Source organism: Pseudomonas sp. S2_E01, assembly GCF_054668365.1.
The window spans coordinates 4009460-4028101 of the sequence record NZ_CP162762.1; the positions used below are offsets into that span (position 1 = coordinate 4009460).

Below are 18642 nucleotides of genomic sequence, written 5' to 3' on the forward strand. Positions count from 1 at the left end.
TCGGTTTCGACCCGATTTTGTAGGAATTGGGCTGGGTCAGTGTGCGTAGTTTCTGATTTTTTAGTAACGACTTTTTAGCTTCGGGGTTGGCTGGTAGCTTTCGGCCATTCGCCGAACGCAGGACACACGCTTGTGAAGCGAACTCTGTGTTCTGTTAATCAAAAAAAGTCAGGATCATGGAATGAACGCACTTTCTCGCCGCTTCTACACCAACGAAGTGTCTTCTGAATTTCTCCAATCACTGGACCAAGCTCCCTTTACCGAGCAACAACTCGAAGGGTTCAGTGAACAAGCCCTCGCCTGTCATCGCCAGAATTTGATTTTCTGCGAGAACCACCCCCCGATAGCCATTCGCAGGATGGCAACTGAAGGCAGTCAGACCCGCTACGGCGGCGTCATCGTTCAGGCCTCAGGTGTTGTACAGATCACGCTCGAAGACGACCAAGAGGTGCGAGTTGCCCGCGTTGGAGACTACGCGCTGTATGCGAATGGCCAAACCGCAAGAATCGTGACAGGTGCCGGGCAAAGTAATAGCCACGTCGCGCTGGTCGGCAGTCAACTGGATAACGGCGATACCATCATCAACACGCCGCAAAACGTCAGTCTGTTCGTGATTCGCGACGGCTCCCCCATGCCCGAAGACTTTCTCCCCTGCGTAGGGAATGAATAATGGGTCGACAAAGCGTCAACGGGTTGGGTCAGGGACTGCACGAAGACCGGACGACTACCGGTGCGGTCTGTATCAGTAGCCTCCCCTGTGCTACTCAGGGAGGGCGAGCCGTATTGAGGCTTGGGGATAAAACCACGCCGTGCCCGAGGTGCGGTGAACCCGGCGTTATCACCGACAGTATGCCGGCCATGAAGTGGCGCGGCATTCCGACGGTGCTGGACGGGGCGCAAATCCGCTGTGGGTGCCCGCCGGGTACCAACCGGCTGAAAGCTCCGCTTGAGCGACCGGCCAGATTACGCACCAGCGCTGGTCGTACAGCGGTGAGCGACTTGCCTGCTGCGGCCACCTCTGGGGCTCAACCGGCAAATCGTCCATCCAGTCTGCATGCCCCTGCGCCTGCTCAACCGACAGACTCGCCTATTCTGGAACCGGGCTTCCACGTCGTTCCGTTCAGCATGTCCGGCTCGCAATTGCTGGCTCGGTTACTCCCCTCCTCCCCTGCGCAGCCGACCGACCGGCTGCTGATGCTCAACCCGACATTCGAAAAAGGCTACAAGGCCGGTGAACTCTTTGTGCTGGGCGATTCCCACGCGCCCATGATGTGCACCCGCGAAGAAGCCGCAATGATGGCCGCCGCGGAACAAGTGCGCTCGGCCCTGGCGCCCCTGAGCGAGGATGAAGCCGACTTCATGGCCCGTCACCAGGTCGAGATCGCCATCATGTCGGGCGTCAGTCAATCGCTGGGCGTCAGCAAAGACATACTCGACAGTGGTCTGCAACGGATAAAGGACACGGTGCGCAGCCTCGAGCATCTGCACCAACGCGAGTTCAACGCCCACGGCCACCTGAAAAGCCCGGCGTTTTTTAACGCGCGCCGTGAGCTTTACCAGCAACTGGATGGGCAACTGAAAAGCACCTTCCTGAACAAACCGCTCAACCTTGGCAACTACGACCTCCTGCGCCGAGACCTCGGAATATCCACACGCAGCCTCGTCCATCACTGGAACAAGGCAGGCGTCTCGGGGCCGATACCGGGTTATGCCACCCACATGGAGCAGATCGCCAAAACGGCCAAGTACCTTAAATACGGCGGATATGTCGGCACCACGCTGGGAGGCGCTGCGTCGTATATGAAAGTTCAGGAAGTGTGTCGGGCCGGAGAAACGGAGGAATGTGAAAAAGTGCGGTTTACGGAGACGGGGAGTTTTGTGGGTGGGATGGGGTTCGGTGGGTTCGGCGCATGGAGTGGCGGCACCGCGGCGTCCACTGTTTGCGTTGGAGTTGGAGCTGCCACCGCAGGTGTGGGCGGGGTGGTGTGCGGTTTAATATTGGTTGGAGCAGGCAGCTACCTAGGGGGTGAAGTAGGAGAATGGTTCGGCGAATTGATAGGTGAAACAACCTATAAGGCCACGAAGTGAGCGAATACAAGTTTTGGTTGTATGTGCAAATAGCTTTCGGCGTCACTCCATTCATAATCGGTTGGTCTGGCATGGCTTTGGGCGCCTACATTGCTGGCACAAACGATTTTCACCGAATGAGAACCGCACTCTCCAATAGCAAAGCCCTTGAGCATCCTCTGTTCAGGTTCTCAGACGATAACCTGATATCCCGATGCTATACAGTAGCCGCGATCAGCGGTTTACTGCTGCATAAAAATTTGAATATTCGTCGCGGACTATTAAACCCTACGGACCTGGAAAACTTCCCAAATAGTTTAAAATGTCGACTACTTGCATCTTGCTGGTTAGTATATATCGCATTTTCCTGGGGAGTTGCAGGTGCATTGCTTCTTAAATTTATAGATGAGGTAGTTTAAACCCAACCGAAACGTCATTAAGCGTCGGCAACTACGACCTCCTGCGCCGAGACCTCGGAATATCCACACGCAGCCTCGTTCATCACTGGAACAAGGCAGGCGTCTCGGGGCCGATACCGGGTTATGCCACCCACATGGAGCAGATCGCCAAAACGGCCAAGTACCTTAAATACGGCGGATATGTCGGCACCACGCTGGGAGGCGCTGCGTCGTATATGAAAGTTCAGGAAGTGTGTCGGGCCGGAGAAACTGAGGAATGTGAAAAAGTGCGGTTTACGGAGACGGGGAGTTTTGTGGGTGGGAGGGGGGGGGGGTGGTGCGGGTGGAGCTATTTTGGGTGGTAAAGCAAGCGCTTTATGTATTGGTCTAGGAGTTACTACTGCTGGAGTAGGGGGAATCGCTTGTGTTTTGATAATGGTCGGGGCAGGAAGTTACGTAGGGAGCAAGATAGGAGACTCTATTGGGGAATGGTCGGGCGAACAAGTTTACAAGGTGATTAAATGACTGATTTCAAGTTATGGCACCCATACGTGAGGATTTTTTTGGGTTTAGCACCATTCGTGCTTGTCCTATCGAGCGTAGCGATTACTGCTTACATTGCGCAGAGCCGTGACTTTCATCGAATGATTACGGCGCTTTCAAAAAGCAAGGCAACTGGGCATCCTCTAATAAGATTTTCAGACCAAAAATTAATATCCAAGTGTTATACCGTTAACTCTATGAGCGCTTTGATTTTTCATAAAAAACTCAGTCTTCGTCGCGAACTACTAAACCCCGTTGACTTAAAAGACTTCCCCAAATACTTAAAGATTCGCTTACTCTCGACGTGCTGGTTATTATACATCGGGTTATTTTGGCTGACTGCGTTCAATATTTTTTTAAGACTTACAGATGAAATAGCTTGAACACTATCAAAACGCTACAACCCGCTGAACAACCACCTTCCTGAACAAACCGCTCACCCTCGGCAACTACGACCTTCTGCGCCGACCTCGTCATATTTATCAAAATTTAGCCTCATACTGTACTTCGACAACATCCAATACCTTCTACATGGCATTGTATTCGGAGCACAGTACAAAACGCGCCATACCTGTTGAAAGATGGCGCGTTCTGAAGATTTATCGACAGGGCATTCAATTTTCCCTGCGAATCTGACCCGCTATATGGCCATGGGGGTGACTGAGTTGAACTTCATAGGTCACCTTCTGGCCTACTTCGGGAGGATTATCAAAATTACCATCCCAGTCAAGAAAAGACTTCTTAAAGTATTTTAGCTCTTGTCCATCCTCACCGGTAATTAAACCTAGAAGGGACTTTTCCAGATCACATGTCGTGATGACACCTTTAACCCGAACAACTTTGCTCATCGTTACTCTCCAGCGTGGTTAAGTCCGAGGAGGATATCGCTAGTGAGCGAACACGCATCTTAAAGAGAGTAACAGCAGGTGTAACCTGGCAGATCTGTTAGCAAAACCGGGCTGGATCCGAGTATTGCCTGATATGAACAGCATCTGTAGGAGCGAGCTTGCTCGCGATGGAGGACCAAACAACGCGGTGCATCAGGCATGTAGCGTCATAGTTTAAGTCCATCGCGAGCAAGCTCGCTCCTACAGGTTTGAGTGTCACCTTGGGAGCGAGGCAGACGTCGCGGGTCAGGGAGGGATTCAGCCTCTGTGCAACTTGCTCATCAATTCCGCCTCGGCCTGGGTCAGGCCGCAGGACTGGGTCAGTTCGTCGACGCTTGCGCCCATCCCGACCAATCGTGCCGCCTGGGCAAATGACAGGCTGGAGGGGTCACGCTGCTCCAGCTGAGCCAGCTTGTCGGGCAGCGGAGCGACCACCGCGCGCAGTTCATGCAGGTCTTCGCCCATGCGCACGTTGCCGCTCTGATAGTTTTCGACCAGCCTGGCCAGTTCCTTGATGCGCTGATCACGCAGCGCATCGCCCTGGGCCTGTTGCGCGGCGATCTGCCGCTGACCACGAATGTACGCCAGGAACATTGCCAGCGTGCCTGCCCAGAAAAGGAACAGGACAATGACCGCAACCTCGAGAATCAATCAGATATTCTCCAGTTCCGACCATTCCTCTTCGCTCATCATCTTGTCCAGCTCGACCAGGATCAGCAACTCGTTGTTCTTGTTGCACACGCCTTGAATGAACTTGGCGGACTCTTCGTTACCGACATTAGGTGCGGTTTCGATTTCCGACTGACGCAGGTAAACCACTTCGGCCACGCTGTCGACCATTATGCCAACCACTTGCTTGTCGGCTTCGATGATGACGATACGGGTGTTGTCGCTGATCTCGGCGTTCATCAGGCCGAAACGCTGGCGAGTATCGATCACGGTCACCACGTTGCCACGCAGGTTGATGATACCCAGCACATAGCTTGGAGCACCCGGAACCGGCGCGATCTCGGTGTAGCGCAGGACTTCCTGAACGCGCATCACGTTGATGCCGTAGGTTTCATTGTCCAGCTTGAAGGTTACCCATTGCAGGATCGGATCTTCGGAACCCTTTGCAGACGACGCCTTATCATTCATACCCTGACCCCTCGAAAAACCGCCCTGGCGGTGTGTGTTCGGTGCGATGGCAAGTCATTTGCCCCCGCGTGTTTTTATGTTGGTTTGTGGATCGGCTTGACGCCGCCCATGTGCTTTGCACCGCCGCTGGCAATCAGCTCGGCGAGTGCGGCAACGTCGAGCAGCGCGCACATGTGCTCAATGACCGTGCCTGCCAGCCACGGTCGCTGGCCTCGATGGGTGCGCCATTTGATTTCGTTCGGGTCCAGGCGCAATGAGCGGCTGACCTGATGCACCGCCAGGCCCCACTCGTAGCCCTGAACAGAAATTACGTATTGCAAGCCTTGGCGGAAGTCATCGCGATAACGATCAGGCATGACCCAGCGGGCGGTGTCCAGCACCTTCAGGTTACCGGCCTGGCTCGGCAGGATGCCGAGGAACCACTCCGGTTGCCCGAACAAGGGTGTCAGTTCCTGGCCGGCCAGGGAATAAATCGAACCCAGGCACACCAGCGGCACTGCCAGGGTCAGCCCGGCCACATCGAATAACAGGCATTCGAACGCGTCGGCCGCCCATGCTGGACGACCGTCGGACTCCACCGGTGGCGGTGTGTTGCTCGGCGGCAGGTGGACTTCAACGATCGGTGGCACCAGCGCCTGCAGCAACGGCGCAATGGTTGACACCGGCGCCATTACCGGGGCGGGTGCATCCACCAACGCGACCGGCGCTTTCACGACCGGCGCTGCCACTGGGGCAGCGACAGGCGCTGGTTTCTCGGGCGCCTTCTGGGCATCACGAGCCTGCTCTTCGAGCACTGCGGCCTGGAATTCGTCGAGTGCCGCTTCGACCTCGGGCACCTCGGCAACCACCTCGACTTCTGGCGGCAATTCTTCGGTCGCATCCATCAGCAAGCTGTCCAGATAAGACTGGAGTGCCAGTTGTGGACGAGACGTGATTTTGACCGGGCGATTCATCTTACGCCACCTGCGCGACGGATTGCTGCGCCAGCAATTGCTTGAGCAGGGCACGGTAGGCCAAGACGCCACGGCTCTTGCCGTCGAACTGCGAAGGCGTGACACCGGCACGGCTGGCGTCGCGCAAGCGCGTGTCGACCGGGATATAGCCCTGCCAGATTTCATCCGGGTACTTGTCGCGCAAGACGCGCAAGGTGCCCAGGGACGCCTGAGTGCGGCGGTCAAACAGGGTCGGCACGATATTGAACGCCAGTGGCTGCTTGCGCGAGCGATTGATCATTGCGAGGGTATTGACCATGCGCTCCAGGCCTTTGACGGCCAGGTGCTCGGTCTGTACCGGAATAACCAATTGCTGACTGGCCGCCAAGGCATTGACCATCAACACGCCGAGCAGCGGTGGGCTGTCGATCACTGCGTAATCAAAGTCCTGCCACAGTTGCGCGAGGCTCTTGGCGATGACCAGGCCCAGGCCACTCTGCCCTGGCGACTGACGCTCTAGGGTCGCCAACGCAGTGCTCGACGGAAGCAGGGATATGCTGGCGTGACTGGTGGGCAACAGCAACTGCCCAGGCAGGCCTTGCGGCACGCTGCCCTTGTGCAGGAACAGATCGTAGCTGCTGTGCTCCAGGCTGTCGGGGTCGTAACCGAAGTAGCTGGTCATCGAGCCGTGTGGGTCGAGATCGACAACGACCACGCGCTTGCCCGCATCGGCCAGTAACCCGGCTAACGCGATGGAGGAAGTGGTTTTACCAACACCACCCTTTTGATTGGCAACTGCCCAGACTCTCATTCGGATTGTTCCTCCCGGCCGCACCGGTCGACCGAGAAATAGCTCAACGTGTTAATACGGGTGACGGAGAATTGACGGAGCTCTCACGTACCGGCGGTTTGACCGGTGCAGGTGCAGTTTGTGTGCCAGCACGCTTCAACGCCGCATCCGGTTGCGCATTGGCCGTTCCGGTGCCGGTCAGGCTGCGACGCACATCGAGATTGCGAGACACCACCAATACCACGCGGCGGTTACGCGCCCTGCCCTCTGCCGTGGTGTTGTTGGCCACTGGCTGAAACTCGCCGTAACCCACTGACGCCATCCGACTGGGGTTGACGCCCTGCATCGCCAGCATGCGCACGATGCTTGCCGAGCGCGCCGAGGACAGTTCCCAGTTGGTCGGGTATTGCGCGGTGCGGATCGGCTGGTCGTCGGTAAAACCTTCGACATGGATCGGGTTGTCGAACGGCTTCAGGATGCCCGCGACCTTGTCGATGATATTGAACGCGACGTCGCTGGGCATGGCATCACCACTACCGAACAACAGGCTGGAGTTAAGTTCGATCTCGACCCACAGTTCGTTGCCACGAACCGTCATCTGGTTGGAGCTGATCAGGTCGCCAAACGCGGCGCTGATGTCATCGGCGATGCTTTTCAGCGGATCGGTGGACCCGGCGATACCGGCATCCACCTGCTCGCTGTCCTTGACCAGCGGCTTGGCCGGGGTCACGGTCTTGGGCCGCTCCTCGCCGATGGGAATCGGTTGCAGCGAGCGATCCGCATCGGTGAAAACGCCGACCAGCGCTTGCGAAATAATCTTGTACTTGCCTTCGTTGATCGAGGAAATCGAGTACATCACCACGAAGAAGGCGAAGAGCAAAGTGATGAAGTCGGCGTAGGAAACCAGCCAACGCTCATGGTTTACATGCTCTTCACGATGTCGACGTCGTGCCATTGCCCATTACCCCCATCAATCCATGAAGCCCTGAAGCTTCAATTCGATAGAGCGAGGGTTTTCACCTTCGGCGATGGACAGGATGCCTTCGAGCAGCATTTCGCGATAACGCGACTGACGCAAAGCCACGGACTTGAGCTTGGCAGCGATTGGCAGCAGCACCAGGTTGGCGCTGGCCACACCGTAGATGGTGGCGACGAAGGCCACGGCGATGCCGCTCCCCAGGTTCGCCGGATCAGCCAGGTTGCCCATGACGTGGATCAGGCCCATGACCGCACCGATGATGCCGATGGTTGGCGCGTAACCGCCCATGCTTTCAAAGACTTTGGCGGCTTCGATGTCGCGGCTTTCCTGAGTGTAGAAATCCACCTCAAGAATGCTGCGAATCGCTTCAGGCTCGGCACCATCGACCAGCAGTTGCAGGCCCTTGCGCGAGTAGCTATCGGGTTCGGCATCGGCCACGCCTTCCAGACCGAGCAGGCCTTCCTTGCGCGCGGTCAGGCTCCAGTTCACCACGCGATCGATGCCGCCGGCCAGGTCAACGCGCGGCGGGAACAGGATCCAGCCGAGAATCTGCATGGCGCGCTTGAAGGCGCTCATGGGAGATTGCAGCAGCGCCGCGCCGATGGTCCCGCCGAGCACGATTAGCGCCGCAGGACCGTTTGCCAGCGCACCCAGGTGACCGCCTTCAAGGAAGTTGCCGCCGATGATGGCGACAAACGCCATGATGATCCCGATAAGGCTGAGTACGTCCATCAGATGCACGCCTCGACCAGGTGCTTGCCAATATCGTCGAGGCTGTACACCGCGTCGGCGAGTTCAGCTTTGACGATGGCCATCGGCATGCCGTAGATCACACAACTGGCTTCATCCTGCGCCCAGATCGAACTGCCACCCTGCTTGAGCAGGCGCGCGCCTTCACGACCGTCAGCGCCCATGCCGGTCAAAACTACCGCCAGAACTTTGTCGCCGTACGACTTGGCCGCCGAACCGAAGGTGATATCCACGCACGGCTTGTAGTTCAGACGCTCGTCACCGGGCAGGATTTTCACCGCTCCCCGGCCGTCGATCATCATCTGCTTGCCACCCGGTGCCAGCAACGCCAAGCCCGGACGCAGGATGTCGCCATCCTCGGCTTCCTTGACACTGATACGGCAGAGCTTGTCCAGACGTTCGGCGAACGCCTTGGTGAACGCTGCCGGCATGTGCTGGATCAACACGATCGGCGCCGGGAAACTGGCCGGCAACTGGGTCAACACCCGTTGCAGGGCAACCGGACCACCGGTAGACGTACCGATGGCCACCAGTTTGTAGGGTTTGCGCTTGGGCGCCGGCGAAGACGGTGCGTGGGCCGGTGCCGTTGTGCGGGTTGGTGTAGCCGCCACACGCGCAGGGGTGCTGCTACCACCAAGACTGGAAGACACAGAACTCGGCCCTGGCGTCGGTGCCGGTGCGCTGTAGGCACTGCCACGACGATTACTGCGCGAGATGCTCAGGATCTTCTCGCACAGCAGTTGCTTGACCTTCTCGGGGTTGCGCGAGATGTCTTCGAAATTCTTCGGCAGGAAATCCACCGCACCAGCGTCCAGCGCATCCAGGGTGACCCGGGCGCCTTCGTGCGTCAGCGAGGAGAACATCAACACCGGAGTCGGGCAGCGCTGCATGATGTGCCGCACCGCCGTGATGCCATCCATCATCGGCATCTCGTAGTCCATGGTGATCACGTCCGGCTTGAGGGCCAGCGCCTGATCGATCGCTTCTTTACCGTTGGTCGCCGTACCGACGACCTGGATGTTGGAGTCTGCTGAAAGAATTTCCGAGACGCGGCGGCGGAAAAAACCCGAATCGTCCACCACCAGGACCTTGACTGCCATAAACACTCCGTTAGGCGGCGGCGGGGCACTAGCGCCCCGCTCCCCCTGAATCAAATACGCCGTGCGGCGTAACGCTTGAGCATGCTCGGAACATCGAGAATCAGTGCGATGCGACCGTCACCGGTGATGGTGGCGCCCGACATGCCTGGGGTTCCCTGGAGCATTTTGCCCAATGGCTTGATGACCACCTCTTCCTGGCCCACCAGTTGATCGACGACGAAGCCGATCCGCTGTGTGCCCACCGAGAGGATCACCACGTGGCCTTCACGCTGCTCTTCGTGAGCGGCAGAACTGACCAGCCAGCGTTTGAGGTAGAACAACGGCAGCGCCTTGTCCCGCACGATCACCACTTCCTGGCCATCCACCACGTTGGTGGTCGACAGGTCGAGGTGGAAAATCTCGTTGACGTTTACCAGCGGGAACGCAAACGCCTGGTTGCCGAGCATGACCATCAGCGTCGGCATGATCGCCAGCGTCAACGGCACCTTGATGACGATCTTCGAACCCTGGCCCTTGGTCGAGTAGATGTTGATCGAACCGTTGAGCTGGGAAATCTTGGTTTTCACCACGTCCATGCCCACGCCACGACCCGACACGTCGGAGATCTCGGTCTTGGTCGAGAAACCCGGGGCGAAGATGAGGTTGTAGCACTCGGTGTCGCTCAGGCGGTCGGCCGCGTCCTTGTCCATCACCCCGCGTTTTACCGCGATGGCGCGCAGGACATTCGGGTCCATGCCCTTGCCGTCATCGGAGATCGACAGCAGGATGTGGTCGCCTTCCTGTTCGGCGGCGAGGATGACTTTGCCACCCCGGGCCTTGCCCGACTCTTCGCGCTCTTCCGGCGACTCGATACCGTGGTCGACGGCGTTTCGCACCAAGTGGACCAGCGGATCGGCCAGGGCCTCGACGAGGTTCTTGTCGAGGTCGGTCTCTTCACCGACCAACTCCAGGTTGATCTCTTTCTTGAGCTGGCGAGCCAGGTCACGAACCAGGCGCGGGAAGCGCCCGAAGACTTTCTTGATCGGCTGCATCCGGGTCTTCATGACCGCGGTCTGCAAGTCGGCAGTGACCACGTCGAGGTTCGACACGGCCTTGGACATGGCTTCATCGGCGCTGTTGGCGCCCAGGCGCACCAGGCGGTTACGCACCAGCACCAGTTCGCCGACCATGTTCATGATTTCGTCGAGGCGCGCGGTGTCGACCCGCACGGTGGTCTCGGCTTCGCTCGCCGGTTTTTCCGCCGGCGGCGCCGCTGCCGCGCGAGCAGGTGCCGGTGCGGCAGCTGGTTTGGCTGCGGCAGCAGGCTTCGGTGTTTCGGCCTTGGGCTCGGACGCCTTGGCAGCCGCCGGAGCCTTGGCCACAGGTGTTGCCACCGAAGCAGCAGACGCACCGCCGTTCACATCGGTGAACTTGCCTTTGCCGTGCAAATCATCGAGCAACGATTCAAATTCGTGATCGGTGATCAGATCGCTGCCGGCAGCGGCAGCGTTTGGCGCAGCCGACGCAGGGACCGATGCGATGGCCGACTCCAATGCGTCGACCGCAAAGTTACCTTTGCCATGCAACTGATCGAGCAGTGCCTCGAACTCGTCGTCGGTGATGTCGGAGCTGTCGCCCGGCTCTTTCGCGCTCGCGCTGGCCGCAGGTGCGGCTGGCGCGGCACCGACCGCATCGGCGGCGAACTGGCCCTTGCCGTGCAACTGGTCGAGCAGCGACTCGAACTCGGCGTCGGTGATCTCATCACTGACCACCTCGGACGTTTCGACCGCAGCGGCCACCGGCGCCTCGGCTTCGGCCTTGACGGCGTTCAGCGAGTCCAGCAACTGTTCGAATTCGTTGTCGGTGATGTCGCCTGATTCGGCTTGCGCCGCTGCTTGTGGCTCTTCAGCCACGGCTACAACCGGCGCGGCCTCATCAGCCGATTGCGGCTCGGCCAGACGAGCCAGCGCGGCGAGCAATTCAGGCGTAGCAGCCGTAATCGGGCTACGGTCGCGAACTTCGCTGAACATGCTGTTCACCGAGTCCAGTGCTTCGAGAACCACGTCCATCAATTCCGAGTCGACGCGACGTTCACCCTTGCGCAGGATGTCAAACACGTTCTCGGCGATGTGACAGCACTCCACCAGCTCATTGAGCTGGAGGAAGCCGGCGCCCCCTTTTACAGTGTGAAAACCGCGAAAAATTGCATTGAGCAAGTCCGCATCATCAGGTCGACTTTCCAGCTCGACCAGCTGCTCGGACAGTTGCTCTAGAATCTCGCCGGCCTCAACCAGGAAATCCTGAAGGATCTCTTCATCGGCGCCGAAGCTCATTAATGGTGTGCTCCTAACAGAACAGGTCTAATAAAACCTAAAATCCAAGGCTGGATAGCAAATCGTCCACATCGTCCTGACCGGACACAACGTCTTCTCTTTTATCGGCATGAATCTGCGGACCTTCACCCTGAGAGAGATGTTTTTGTGGATCTTTTTCTGCAAGCATCGCTTCCCGGTCATGTTCGATGCCCGCAAAGCGGTCCACCTGACTGGCCATGAGCACAAGTTTGAGCAGATTGGTTTCAACGTCCGTGACCAATTGCGTCACACGCTTGATCACCTGACCGGTGAGATCCTGGTAATCCTGCGCGAGCAGAATGTCGTTGAGGTTGCTCGATACCGCCCGGTTGTCCTTGCTGCTGCGAGCCAGGAAACCGTCGACACGCCGCGCCAGTTCGCGAAACTCTTCGGCCCCGACTTCGCGGCGCATGAAACGCCCCCAGTCCGTGCTCAACGCCTGGGCTTCATCGCCAAGGCTGTTGACCAGAGGCGTTGAGCTTTCGACCAGATCCATGGTGCGGTTCGCAGCGGCCTCGGTCAGCTTGACAACATACCCCAGGCGCTCGGTGGCATCCGTGATCTGGGACACTTCCTCGGCTTGCGGCATGTGCGGATCAATCTGGAAATTGACGATCGCGCTATGCAATTCGCGGGTGAGCTTGCCCACTTCCTGATACAGGCCGCGGTCACGGGTCTGATTGAGCTCATGGATCAGTTGTACCGCGTCACCGAACTTGCCTTTTTCAAGGCTTTCGACCAATTCGACCGCGTGTTTTTTCAGGGTCGACTCGAACTCGCCCTGTGAAGATTCTTTGTGGTCCATAGCTCCCCCGTGGCGCGGTGACTCAACCGATGCGTTCGAAAATCTTCTCGATTTTTTCTTTCAACGCCTGGGCCGTGAAGGGTTTGACGACATAACCGTTTACACCGGCCTGGGCGGCTTCGATGATCTGCTCGCGCTTGGCTTCTGCAGTGACCATCAATACCGGCAGGTGCTTGAGTTTTTCGTCGGCGCGCACGTGGCGCAGCAGATCGATACCGGTCATGCCAGGCATGTTCCAGTCGGTTACCAGAAAGTCGATGCTTCCGCTGTTGAGAACCGGAATGGCGGTGATGCCATCGTCAGCCTCAACCGTGTTGGTGAACCCAAGGTCACGCAACAGGTTCTTGATGATCCGCCGCATCGTTGAAAAGTCATCAACGATGAGGATTTTCATGTTCTTGTCCAATTCGACCTCCAAGCAGTCTTAAACGCGCCCAGCACCTGGACGCGCCATTTCAATCAATTCGGCAGAGCACTCAATGACTGTCTGGAGCACAACAGATCGAGACCGGCGCGGTTCAACCCCGCACCAGCCACGTTCGCAGTGTCCCCACACTGCCTTCAGCGCGCTCGCCACTCCCCCAAACGCCCCCGCAAACGGGCCGCGCACTGGCTGTGTAACTGGCTGACCCGAGATTCGCTGACCCCCAGGACCTCACCGATTTCCTTGAGATTCAACTCTTCGTCGTAGTACAGCGCCAACACCAGTCGCTCGCGCTCCGGCAAATTGGCAATCGCGTCCGCCAGCGCCGCCTGGAAGCGTTCGTCTTCCAGATCGCGTGACGGCTCGAGATGAGCACTCGCGCCATCCTCATGCAGCCCTTCGTGTTCGCCGTCCTGCAAAAGATCGTCGAAACTGAATAACCGGCTGCCCAGGGTGTCGTTCAAAATCCCGTAATAATCATCGAGACTCAATTGGAGTTCGGCCGCAACTTCGTGATCTTTAGCGTCACGGCCGGTTTTAGCTTCAATCGAGCGAATTGCGTCGCTGACCATGCGGGTATTGCGGTGAACCGAGCGTGGCGCCCAATCCCCTTTGCGCACTTCATCAAGCATGGCGCCACGGATTCGAATGCCCGCGTACGTCTCGAAACTGGCGCCTTTGCTGGCGTCGTATTTGGTGGACACTTCCAGCAGGCCGATCATCCCGGCCTGGATCAGGTCTTCGACCTGAACACTGGCCGGCAGGCGCGCCAACAAGTGATACGCAATGCGTTTGACCAGTGGCGCGTAACGCTCGATCAGCTCGTACTGCGCGTCACGCGCCGATTTCTTGTAGAGGTTGTAACCGCTGGCGGTCATAGCACGGGTCCTGCCGTTTGTTGCACGAGGCGCTCGACGAAAAACTCCAGGTGCCCGCGCGGGTTGGCGGGCAGTGGCCAGGTATCGACCTTCTGTGCAATGGCCTTGAAAGCCAGCGAGCACTTGGAACGCGGGAAAGCTTCATAAACAGCGCGCTGCTTCTGGACGGCCTTGCGTACGCTTTCGTCGTAGGGCACCGCGCCGACGTATTGTAGGGCGACGTCAAGGAAACGATCCGTGACCTTTGTCAACTTGGCGAACAGGTTGCGCCCTTCCTGAGGGCTCTGGGCCATGTTGGCCAGGACGCGGAAACGGTTCATGCCGTAATCACGGTTGAGCAGCTTGATCAGAGCGTACGCGTCGGTGATGGACGTTGGCTCGTCGCAGACCACCAGGAGGACTTCCTGGGCGGCGCGGACAAAACTGACTACCGAGTCACCAATACCCGCAGCGGTATCGATCACCAGCACATCGAGGTTGTCGCCGATATCGCTGAACGCCTGAATCAGGCCGGCATGCTGGGCCGGACTCAGGTGCACCATGCTCTGTGTGCCGGAGGCGGCGGGAACGATGCGGATGCCGCCGGGGCCTTGCAACAATACGTCACGCAGCTCGCAGCGGCCCTCGATCACGTCGGCCAGGGTGCGTTTGGGTGTCAGGCCCAGCAGAACGTCGACGTTCGCCAGCCCCAGATCGGCGTCCAGCAGCATGACCCGCCGGCCTAGCTCCGCTAGAGCCAGGGACAAGTTCACTGACACGTTAGTCTTGCCGACGCCACCCTTGCCGCCGGTCACCGCGATCACCTGTACGGGATGCATGCTGCCCATGTTATTTCTTTACCTTGTCTTGCATAGACGGAGGCCACATGACTGGCTGCGCGTTCGCAACTGGAACAATGCCTGGCAGACCATCGATGTAGGTACAAAAACTGTTCACCTCAGCCAACCTGCTTGGTCGGACTGTGGTAGATGTCAGCGAACATGTCAGCCATGGCTTCTTCGCTGGGTTCTTCCTGCATTTGCACGCTGACGGCGCGACTGACCAACTGATGACGGCGCGGCAAATGCAAGTCATCCGGAATACGTGGTCCATCGGTGAGGTAAGCCACCGGCAATTCATGACTGATTGCCAGGCTCAACACCTCGCCCAAACTAGCCGTTTCATCCAGTTTAGTCAGGATGCAGCCTGCCAGCCCGCAGCGCTTGTAACTATGATAAGCGGCCGTTAGAACCTGCTTCTGGCTGGTGGTTGCGAGCACCAGGTAATTTTTTGCCCGGATGCCACGACCGGCCAGGCTTTCAAGCTGCATGCGCAGCGCTGGATCGCTGGCCTGGAGGCCGGCGGTATCGATCAACACCACGCGCTTGCGCAGCAACGGATCCAGTGCCTGAACCAGGGACTGGCCCGGATCGACGTGGGTGACCGAGACGTTGAGAATGCGCCCCAGGGTCTTGAGTTGCTCCTGGGCACCGATGCGGTAGCTGTCCATGCTCACCAGGGCAATGCTCTGCGCGCCGTACTTGAGCACGTAGCGGGCCGCCAGTTTGGCCAGGGTGGTGGTCTTGCCCATGCCGGCCGGGCCGACCATGGCAATCACGCCCCCTTCTTCCAGTGGCTCGACTTCCGGCATGCTGATCATCCGCGCCAGGTGCGCCAGCAACATGCGCCAGGCCTGCCGAGGCTCCTCAACGCCAGAGATCATTTCCAGCAGGTCGCGCGACAACGGGCCGGACAAACCAATACGCTGCAGACGACGCCACAGGTTGGCCTGGGCCGGCGCATTACCCTGCAGTTGGCTCCACGCCAGCGAGCCCAGTTGTACTTCCATCAGTTCGCGCAGGCTGTTGAGCTCGAAACGCATCGAATCGAGCATCCGTGGATCGACGCCGGCCGGTGCAGCGGGCGCAGGCGCAGGTGCGGCACGGCGTGGCTCGCTGTACGTCGGCTCGATCAGCGGCTCGGCAGCGGTCAACGGCAAGCCGGCGAACAACTGGCGATTGGTCGACTTGTCGCTCTCGCCTTCGCTGCGCAGGCTCAGTTCGGCCTGAGCGGTGACGATCCGCGATTGAGTCTTGCGCAGCTCATCCTCGAGTTCCATGTTGGGAACACGCGGGGCCAGTGCCGACAGTTTGTAATCCAGGGCCGCCGTCAGCTCGACACCGCCGGCGATCCGGCGATTACCGATGATGGCGGCCTCAGCGCCCAGCTCATCACGAACCAGCTTCATGGCCTGACGCATATCGGCGGCGAAAAAACGCTTAACTTGCATAAACCACTACCTCAGCCGTTGGGCCCTACTGTCGCAACGATGGTCACTTGCTTGTTGTCCGGGATTTCCTGGTAAGCCAACACGTGTATGCCAGGAACTGCCAGCCGGCCAAATCGCGACAGCATCGCGCGGACCGGGCCAGCCACCAGCAGAATCACTGGCTGACCTTGCATTTCCTGACGCTGGGCTGCTTCGATCAACGAACGTTGCAGCTTCTCGGCCATGCTTGGTTCCAGCAGAACGCCCTCTTCCGAGCCTTGTCCTGCCTTTTGCAGACTATTGAGCAAAATCTGTTCCAACCTTGGCTCCAGCGTGATAACTGGCAGCTCGGACTCAGTCCCCACGATGCTTTGCACGATTGCGCGGGATACACCAACCCGCACGGCAGCGACCAACGCGGCGGTATCTTGACTCTTGGCGGCATTGTTCGCGATGGCTTCGGCAATGCTACGGATGTCACGCACCGGCACATGTTCGGCCAGCAACGCCTGCAACACCTTGAGCAACTGCGACAACGACACCACGCCCGGCACCAGCTCTTCTGCCAGCTTAGGCGAGCTTTTGGCCAGTAATTGCATGAGTTGCTGCACTTCCTCGTGGCCAATCAGCTCACTGGAGTGCTTGTACAGAATCTGGTTCAAGTGGGTCGCCACTACGGTACTGGCATCGACCACGGTGTAACCAAGGGATTGCGCCTGCGCACGCTGACTGATTTCGATCCAGACAGCCTCCAGCCCGAAAGCCGGATCTTTGGCGTTGATGCCATTGAGCGAGCCGTAGACCTGCCCCGGGTTGATCGCCAGTTCGCGATCTGGATAAATCTCCGCTTCGGCCAGGATGACGCCCATCAGGGTCAGGCGGTAGGCGCTTGGCGCCAGGTCGAGGTTGTCCCGGATGTGCACCGTCGGCATGAGGAAGCCGAGGTCCTGGGAGAGCTTCTTGCGCACACCCTTGATTCGCGCGAGCAACTGGCCGCCCTGGTTGCGGTCCACCAGTGGAATCAGGCGGTAACCGACCTCCAGGCCAATCATGTCAATCGGCGTAACGTCATCCCAGCCAAGCTCCTTGGTTTCCATGGCTCGGGCTGGCGATGGCAGCAGTTCCTGCTGACGCTTGACCTCTTGCAGCGCATGGACCTTGGCGACATTTTGCTTCTTCCAGAACAGATACGCACCACCGGCAGCCAGGGCGGCCATGGTCAGGAAGGAGAAGTGAGGCATGCCAGGCACCAGGCCCATCACCGCCATCAAGCCCGCCGCCACCGCGAGCGCTTTGGGCGACGCGAACATCTGGCGATTGATCTGCTTGCCCATGTCTTCCGAACCGGAAGCGCGGGTCACCATGATCGCAGCAGCTGTAGATAACAACAGTGATGGCAATTGCGCCACCAAACCGTCACCGATGGTCAGCAAGGCATAAACACGGCCGGCGTCGCCAAAGGTCATGCCGTGCTGGAAGATACCAACCGCCATGCCACCGATCAGGTTAATGAACAGGATCAGCAGGCCGGCGATGGCGTCACCGCGTACGAACTTGCTGGCACCGTCCATGGAACCGTAGAACTCGGCTTCCTGAGCCACTTCAGAACGACGGGCCTTCGCCTGAGCCTGATCGATCAGGCCGGCGTTCAGATCGGCGTCGATCGCCATTTGCTTACCGGGCATCGCATCGAGGGTAAAACGTGCACTCACCTCGGAAATCCGCCCGGCGCCCTTGGTCACCACGACGAAGTTGATGATCATCAAAATGGCGAACACCACGATACCAACCACGTAGTTGCCGCCGATCACCACCTCGCCGAACGCCTGGATCACCTTGCCCGCGGCGGCGTGACCGTCCTGGCCGTGGAGCATGACCACCCGGGTGGAAGCCACGTTCAGCGCCAGTCGCAACAGCGTCGCCACCAGCAGAATGGTCGGAAACACCGCAAAATCCAGCGGCCGCAAGGCGTAGACACACACCAGCAGGACCACAATCGACAAGGCAATGTTGAAGGTGAAAAACACGTCCAGCAGGAACGGCGGCACCGGCAACATCATCATCGCCAACATGACCAGCAACAACAACGGCACGCCCAGATTGCCTCGACTGAGGTCGGCCATGTTCGTGCGGGCACTGTTGAGTAACTGAGAGCGATCCACCGGTTTTCCCCGTTCCTTTAAAGCAAACTTTTGACGCCTGAAGCAGGCGCACGGGGGCTACTGCAAAAAGCTGTCCAACTTTTGCAGAGGGTGGGAATAGAGCTGTTTTGCAGGAGCGGCTTCCTCGCGGATCAGACACCGTGGTGTGCCAGGCTGCCAGCGTAATCGTTGACGACCATCGCGAGCGAGCTCGCTCCTACAAGGCCGGG

The 18642-nt window shown here is 58.6% G+C and carries 17 protein-coding genes; 2 read left to right on the forward strand and 15 right to left on the reverse strand.

Going from position 1 to position 18642, the window contains the following annotated elements; genetic code table 11:
• The first annotated feature begins 181 nt into the window (after window positions 1-181).
• Together AB4O36_RS18600 and AB4O36_RS18605 are read left to right on the forward strand one after the other, a co-directional pair.
• Entirely contained in the window at window positions 182-670 is a 489-nt protein-coding gene (locus AB4O36_RS18600; protein ID WP_460139983.1) for a PAAR domain-containing protein, read from the forward strand.
• On the forward strand, window positions 670-2088 hold the full coding sequence (locus tag AB4O36_RS18605; protein ID WP_460139984.1) for a PAAR domain-containing protein: 1419 nt from the start codon (window positions 670-672) through the stop codon (window positions 2086-2088). Before AB4O36_RS18600 ends, AB4O36_RS18605 begins: the two co-directional genes overlap by 1 nt.
• 1534 nt (window positions 2089-3622) lie before the next feature.
• Here the strand turns inward: AB4O36_RS18605 and AB4O36_RS18610 are convergent.
• From AB4O36_RS18610 to flhA, 15 genes are all read right to left on the reverse strand, one after another.
• Window positions 3623-3856 carry a hypothetical protein gene (locus AB4O36_RS18610; RefSeq protein ID WP_460139985.1) on the reverse strand — a complete coding sequence of 78 codons (234 nt, stop codon included), beginning with the start codon at window positions 3854-3856 and terminating at the stop codon, window positions 3623-3625.
• A 297-nt stretch (window positions 3857-4153) separates the two neighbouring features.
• Window positions 4154-4546: a DUF2802 domain-containing protein gene (locus tag AB4O36_RS18615; RefSeq protein WP_460117134.1), complete on the reverse strand. Its 393-nt coding sequence runs from the start codon at window positions 4544-4546 to the stop codon at window positions 4154-4156.
• The gene (locus tag AB4O36_RS18620; protein WP_192302106.1) at window positions 4547-5032 is read right to left on the reverse strand and encodes a chemotaxis protein CheW; all 486 of its coding nucleotides are present in this window, start codon (window positions 5030-5032) and stop codon (window positions 4547-4549) included. It lies immediately after the preceding gene.
• 74 nt (window positions 5033-5106) lie between these two features.
• The gene (locus AB4O36_RS18625; RefSeq protein ID WP_460139986.1) at window positions 5107-5985 is read right to left on the reverse strand and encodes a CheW domain-containing protein; all 879 of its coding nucleotides are present in this window, start codon (window positions 5983-5985) and stop codon (window positions 5107-5109) included.
• Window position 5986: 1 nt separating this feature from the next.
• Window positions 5987-6775, reverse strand: coding sequence for a ParA family protein (locus AB4O36_RS18630; RefSeq protein ID WP_460117136.1), 789 nt, complete (start codon window positions 6773-6775; stop codon window positions 5987-5989).
• Window positions 6776-6818: 43 nt separating this feature from the next.
• Window positions 6819-7709: a flagellar motor protein MotD gene (gene motD, locus AB4O36_RS18635; RefSeq protein WP_460117137.1), complete on the reverse strand. Its 891-nt coding sequence runs from the start codon at window positions 7707-7709 to the stop codon at window positions 6819-6821.
• Between the two features lie 15 nt (window positions 7710-7724).
• Window positions 7725-8465 carry a flagellar motor protein gene (locus AB4O36_RS18640; RefSeq protein ID WP_192302110.1) on the reverse strand — a complete coding sequence of 247 codons (741 nt, stop codon included), beginning with the start codon at window positions 8463-8465 and terminating at the stop codon, window positions 7725-7727.
• The gene (locus tag AB4O36_RS18645) at window positions 8465-9583 is read right to left on the reverse strand and encodes a protein-glutamate methylesterase/protein-glutamine glutaminase (protein ID WP_460139987.1); all 1119 of its coding nucleotides are present in this window, start codon (window positions 9581-9583) and stop codon (window positions 8465-8467) included. The genes AB4O36_RS18640 and AB4O36_RS18645 overlap by 1 nt, the downstream gene beginning before the upstream one ends.
• A 50-nt stretch (window positions 9584-9633) precedes the next feature.
• Entirely contained in the window at window positions 9634-11895 is a 2262-nt protein-coding gene (locus tag AB4O36_RS18650; protein WP_460139988.1) for a chemotaxis protein CheA, read from the reverse strand.
• A gap of 37 nt (window positions 11896-11932) precedes the next feature.
• A complete protein-coding gene (locus tag AB4O36_RS18655; protein ID WP_460117140.1) occupies window positions 11933-12721 on the reverse strand; it encodes a protein phosphatase CheZ in 789 nt (262 codons plus the stop codon).
• Between the two features lie 22 nt (window positions 12722-12743).
• Window positions 12744-13115 (reverse strand): chemotaxis response regulator CheY, encoded by a 372-nt coding sequence (locus AB4O36_RS18660; RefSeq protein ID WP_008006721.1) that lies wholly within the window; start codon window positions 13113-13115, stop codon window positions 12744-12746.
• Window positions 13116-13282: 167 nt separating this feature from the next.
• Window positions 13283-14023, reverse strand: a complete 741-nt coding sequence (fliA, locus tag AB4O36_RS18665; protein ID WP_007894214.1) for an RNA polymerase sigma factor FliA — start codon at window positions 14021-14023, stop codon at window positions 13283-13285.
• Entirely contained in the window at window positions 14020-14850 is an 831-nt protein-coding gene (fleN, locus tag AB4O36_RS18670) for a flagellar synthesis regulator FleN (protein WP_008001746.1), read from the reverse strand. Before fleN ends, fliA begins: the two co-directional genes overlap by 4 nt.
• A 110-nt stretch (window positions 14851-14960) precedes the next feature.
• The gene (flhF, locus tag AB4O36_RS18675; protein ID WP_460139989.1) at window positions 14961-16292 is read right to left on the reverse strand and encodes a flagellar biosynthesis protein FlhF; all 1332 of its coding nucleotides are present in this window, start codon (window positions 16290-16292) and stop codon (window positions 14961-14963) included.
• A gap of 11 nt (window positions 16293-16303) precedes the next feature.
• Window positions 16304-18433, reverse strand: a complete 2130-nt coding sequence (gene flhA / locus AB4O36_RS18680) for a flagellar biosynthesis protein FlhA (RefSeq protein ID WP_460117143.1) — start codon at window positions 18431-18433, stop codon at window positions 16304-16306.
• Window positions 18434-18642 lie beyond the last annotated feature (209 nt).

What these genes read in the sequence shown, in the direction of transcription:
- AB4O36_RS18600 (WP_460139983.1), top strand. Translation starts at nt 182, where the DNA reads ATGAACGCACTTTCTCGCCGCTTCTACACCAACGAAGTGTCTTCTGAA.
- AB4O36_RS18605 (WP_460139984.1), top strand. Translation starts at nt 670, where the DNA reads ATGGGTCGACAAAGCGTCAACGGGTTGGGTCAGGGACTGCACGAAGAC.
- AB4O36_RS18610 (WP_460139985.1), bottom strand. Translation starts at nt 3,856, where the DNA reads ATGAGCAAAGTTGTTCGGGTTAAAGGTGTCATCACGACATGTGATCTG.
- AB4O36_RS18620 (WP_192302106.1), bottom strand. Translation starts at nt 5,032, where the DNA reads ATGAATGATAAGGCGTCGTCTGCAAAGGGTTCCGAAGATCCGATCCTG.
- AB4O36_RS18625 (WP_460139986.1), bottom strand. Translation starts at nt 5,985, where the DNA reads ATGAATCGCCCGGTCAAAATCACGTCTCGTCCACAACTGGCACTCCAG.
- AB4O36_RS18630 (WP_460117136.1), bottom strand. Translation starts at nt 6,775, where the DNA reads ATGAGAGTCTGGGCAGTTGCCAATCAAAAGGGTGGTGTTGGTAAAACC.
- motD (WP_460117137.1), bottom strand. Translation starts at nt 7,709, where the DNA reads ATGGCACGACGTCGACATCGTGAAGAGCATGTAAACCATGAGCGTTGG.
- AB4O36_RS18640 (WP_192302110.1), bottom strand. Translation starts at nt 8,465, where the DNA reads ATGGACGTACTCAGCCTTATCGGGATCATCATGGCGTTTGTCGCCATC.
- AB4O36_RS18645 (WP_460139987.1), bottom strand. Translation starts at nt 9,583, where the DNA reads ATGGCAGTCAAGGTCCTGGTGGTGGACGATTCGGGTTTTTTCCGCCGC.
- AB4O36_RS18650 (WP_460139988.1), bottom strand. Translation starts at nt 11,895, where the DNA reads ATGAGCTTCGGCGCCGATGAAGAGATCCTTCAGGATTTCCTGGTTGAG.
- AB4O36_RS18655 (WP_460117140.1), bottom strand. Translation starts at nt 12,721, where the DNA reads ATGGACCACAAAGAATCTTCACAGGGCGAGTTCGAGTCGACCCTGAAA.
- AB4O36_RS18660 (WP_008006721.1), bottom strand. Translation starts at nt 13,115, where the DNA reads ATGAAAATCCTCATCGTTGATGACTTTTCAACGATGCGGCGGATCATC.
- fliA (WP_007894214.1), bottom strand. Translation starts at nt 14,023, where the DNA reads ATGACCGCCAGCGGTTACAACCTCTACAAGAAATCGGCGCGTGACGCG.
- fleN (WP_008001746.1), bottom strand. Translation starts at nt 14,850, where the DNA reads ATGGGCAGCATGCATCCCGTACAGGTGATCGCGGTGACCGGCGGCAAG.
- flhF (WP_460139989.1), bottom strand. Translation starts at nt 16,292, where the DNA reads ATGCAAGTTAAGCGTTTTTTCGCCGCCGATATGCGTCAGGCCATGAAG.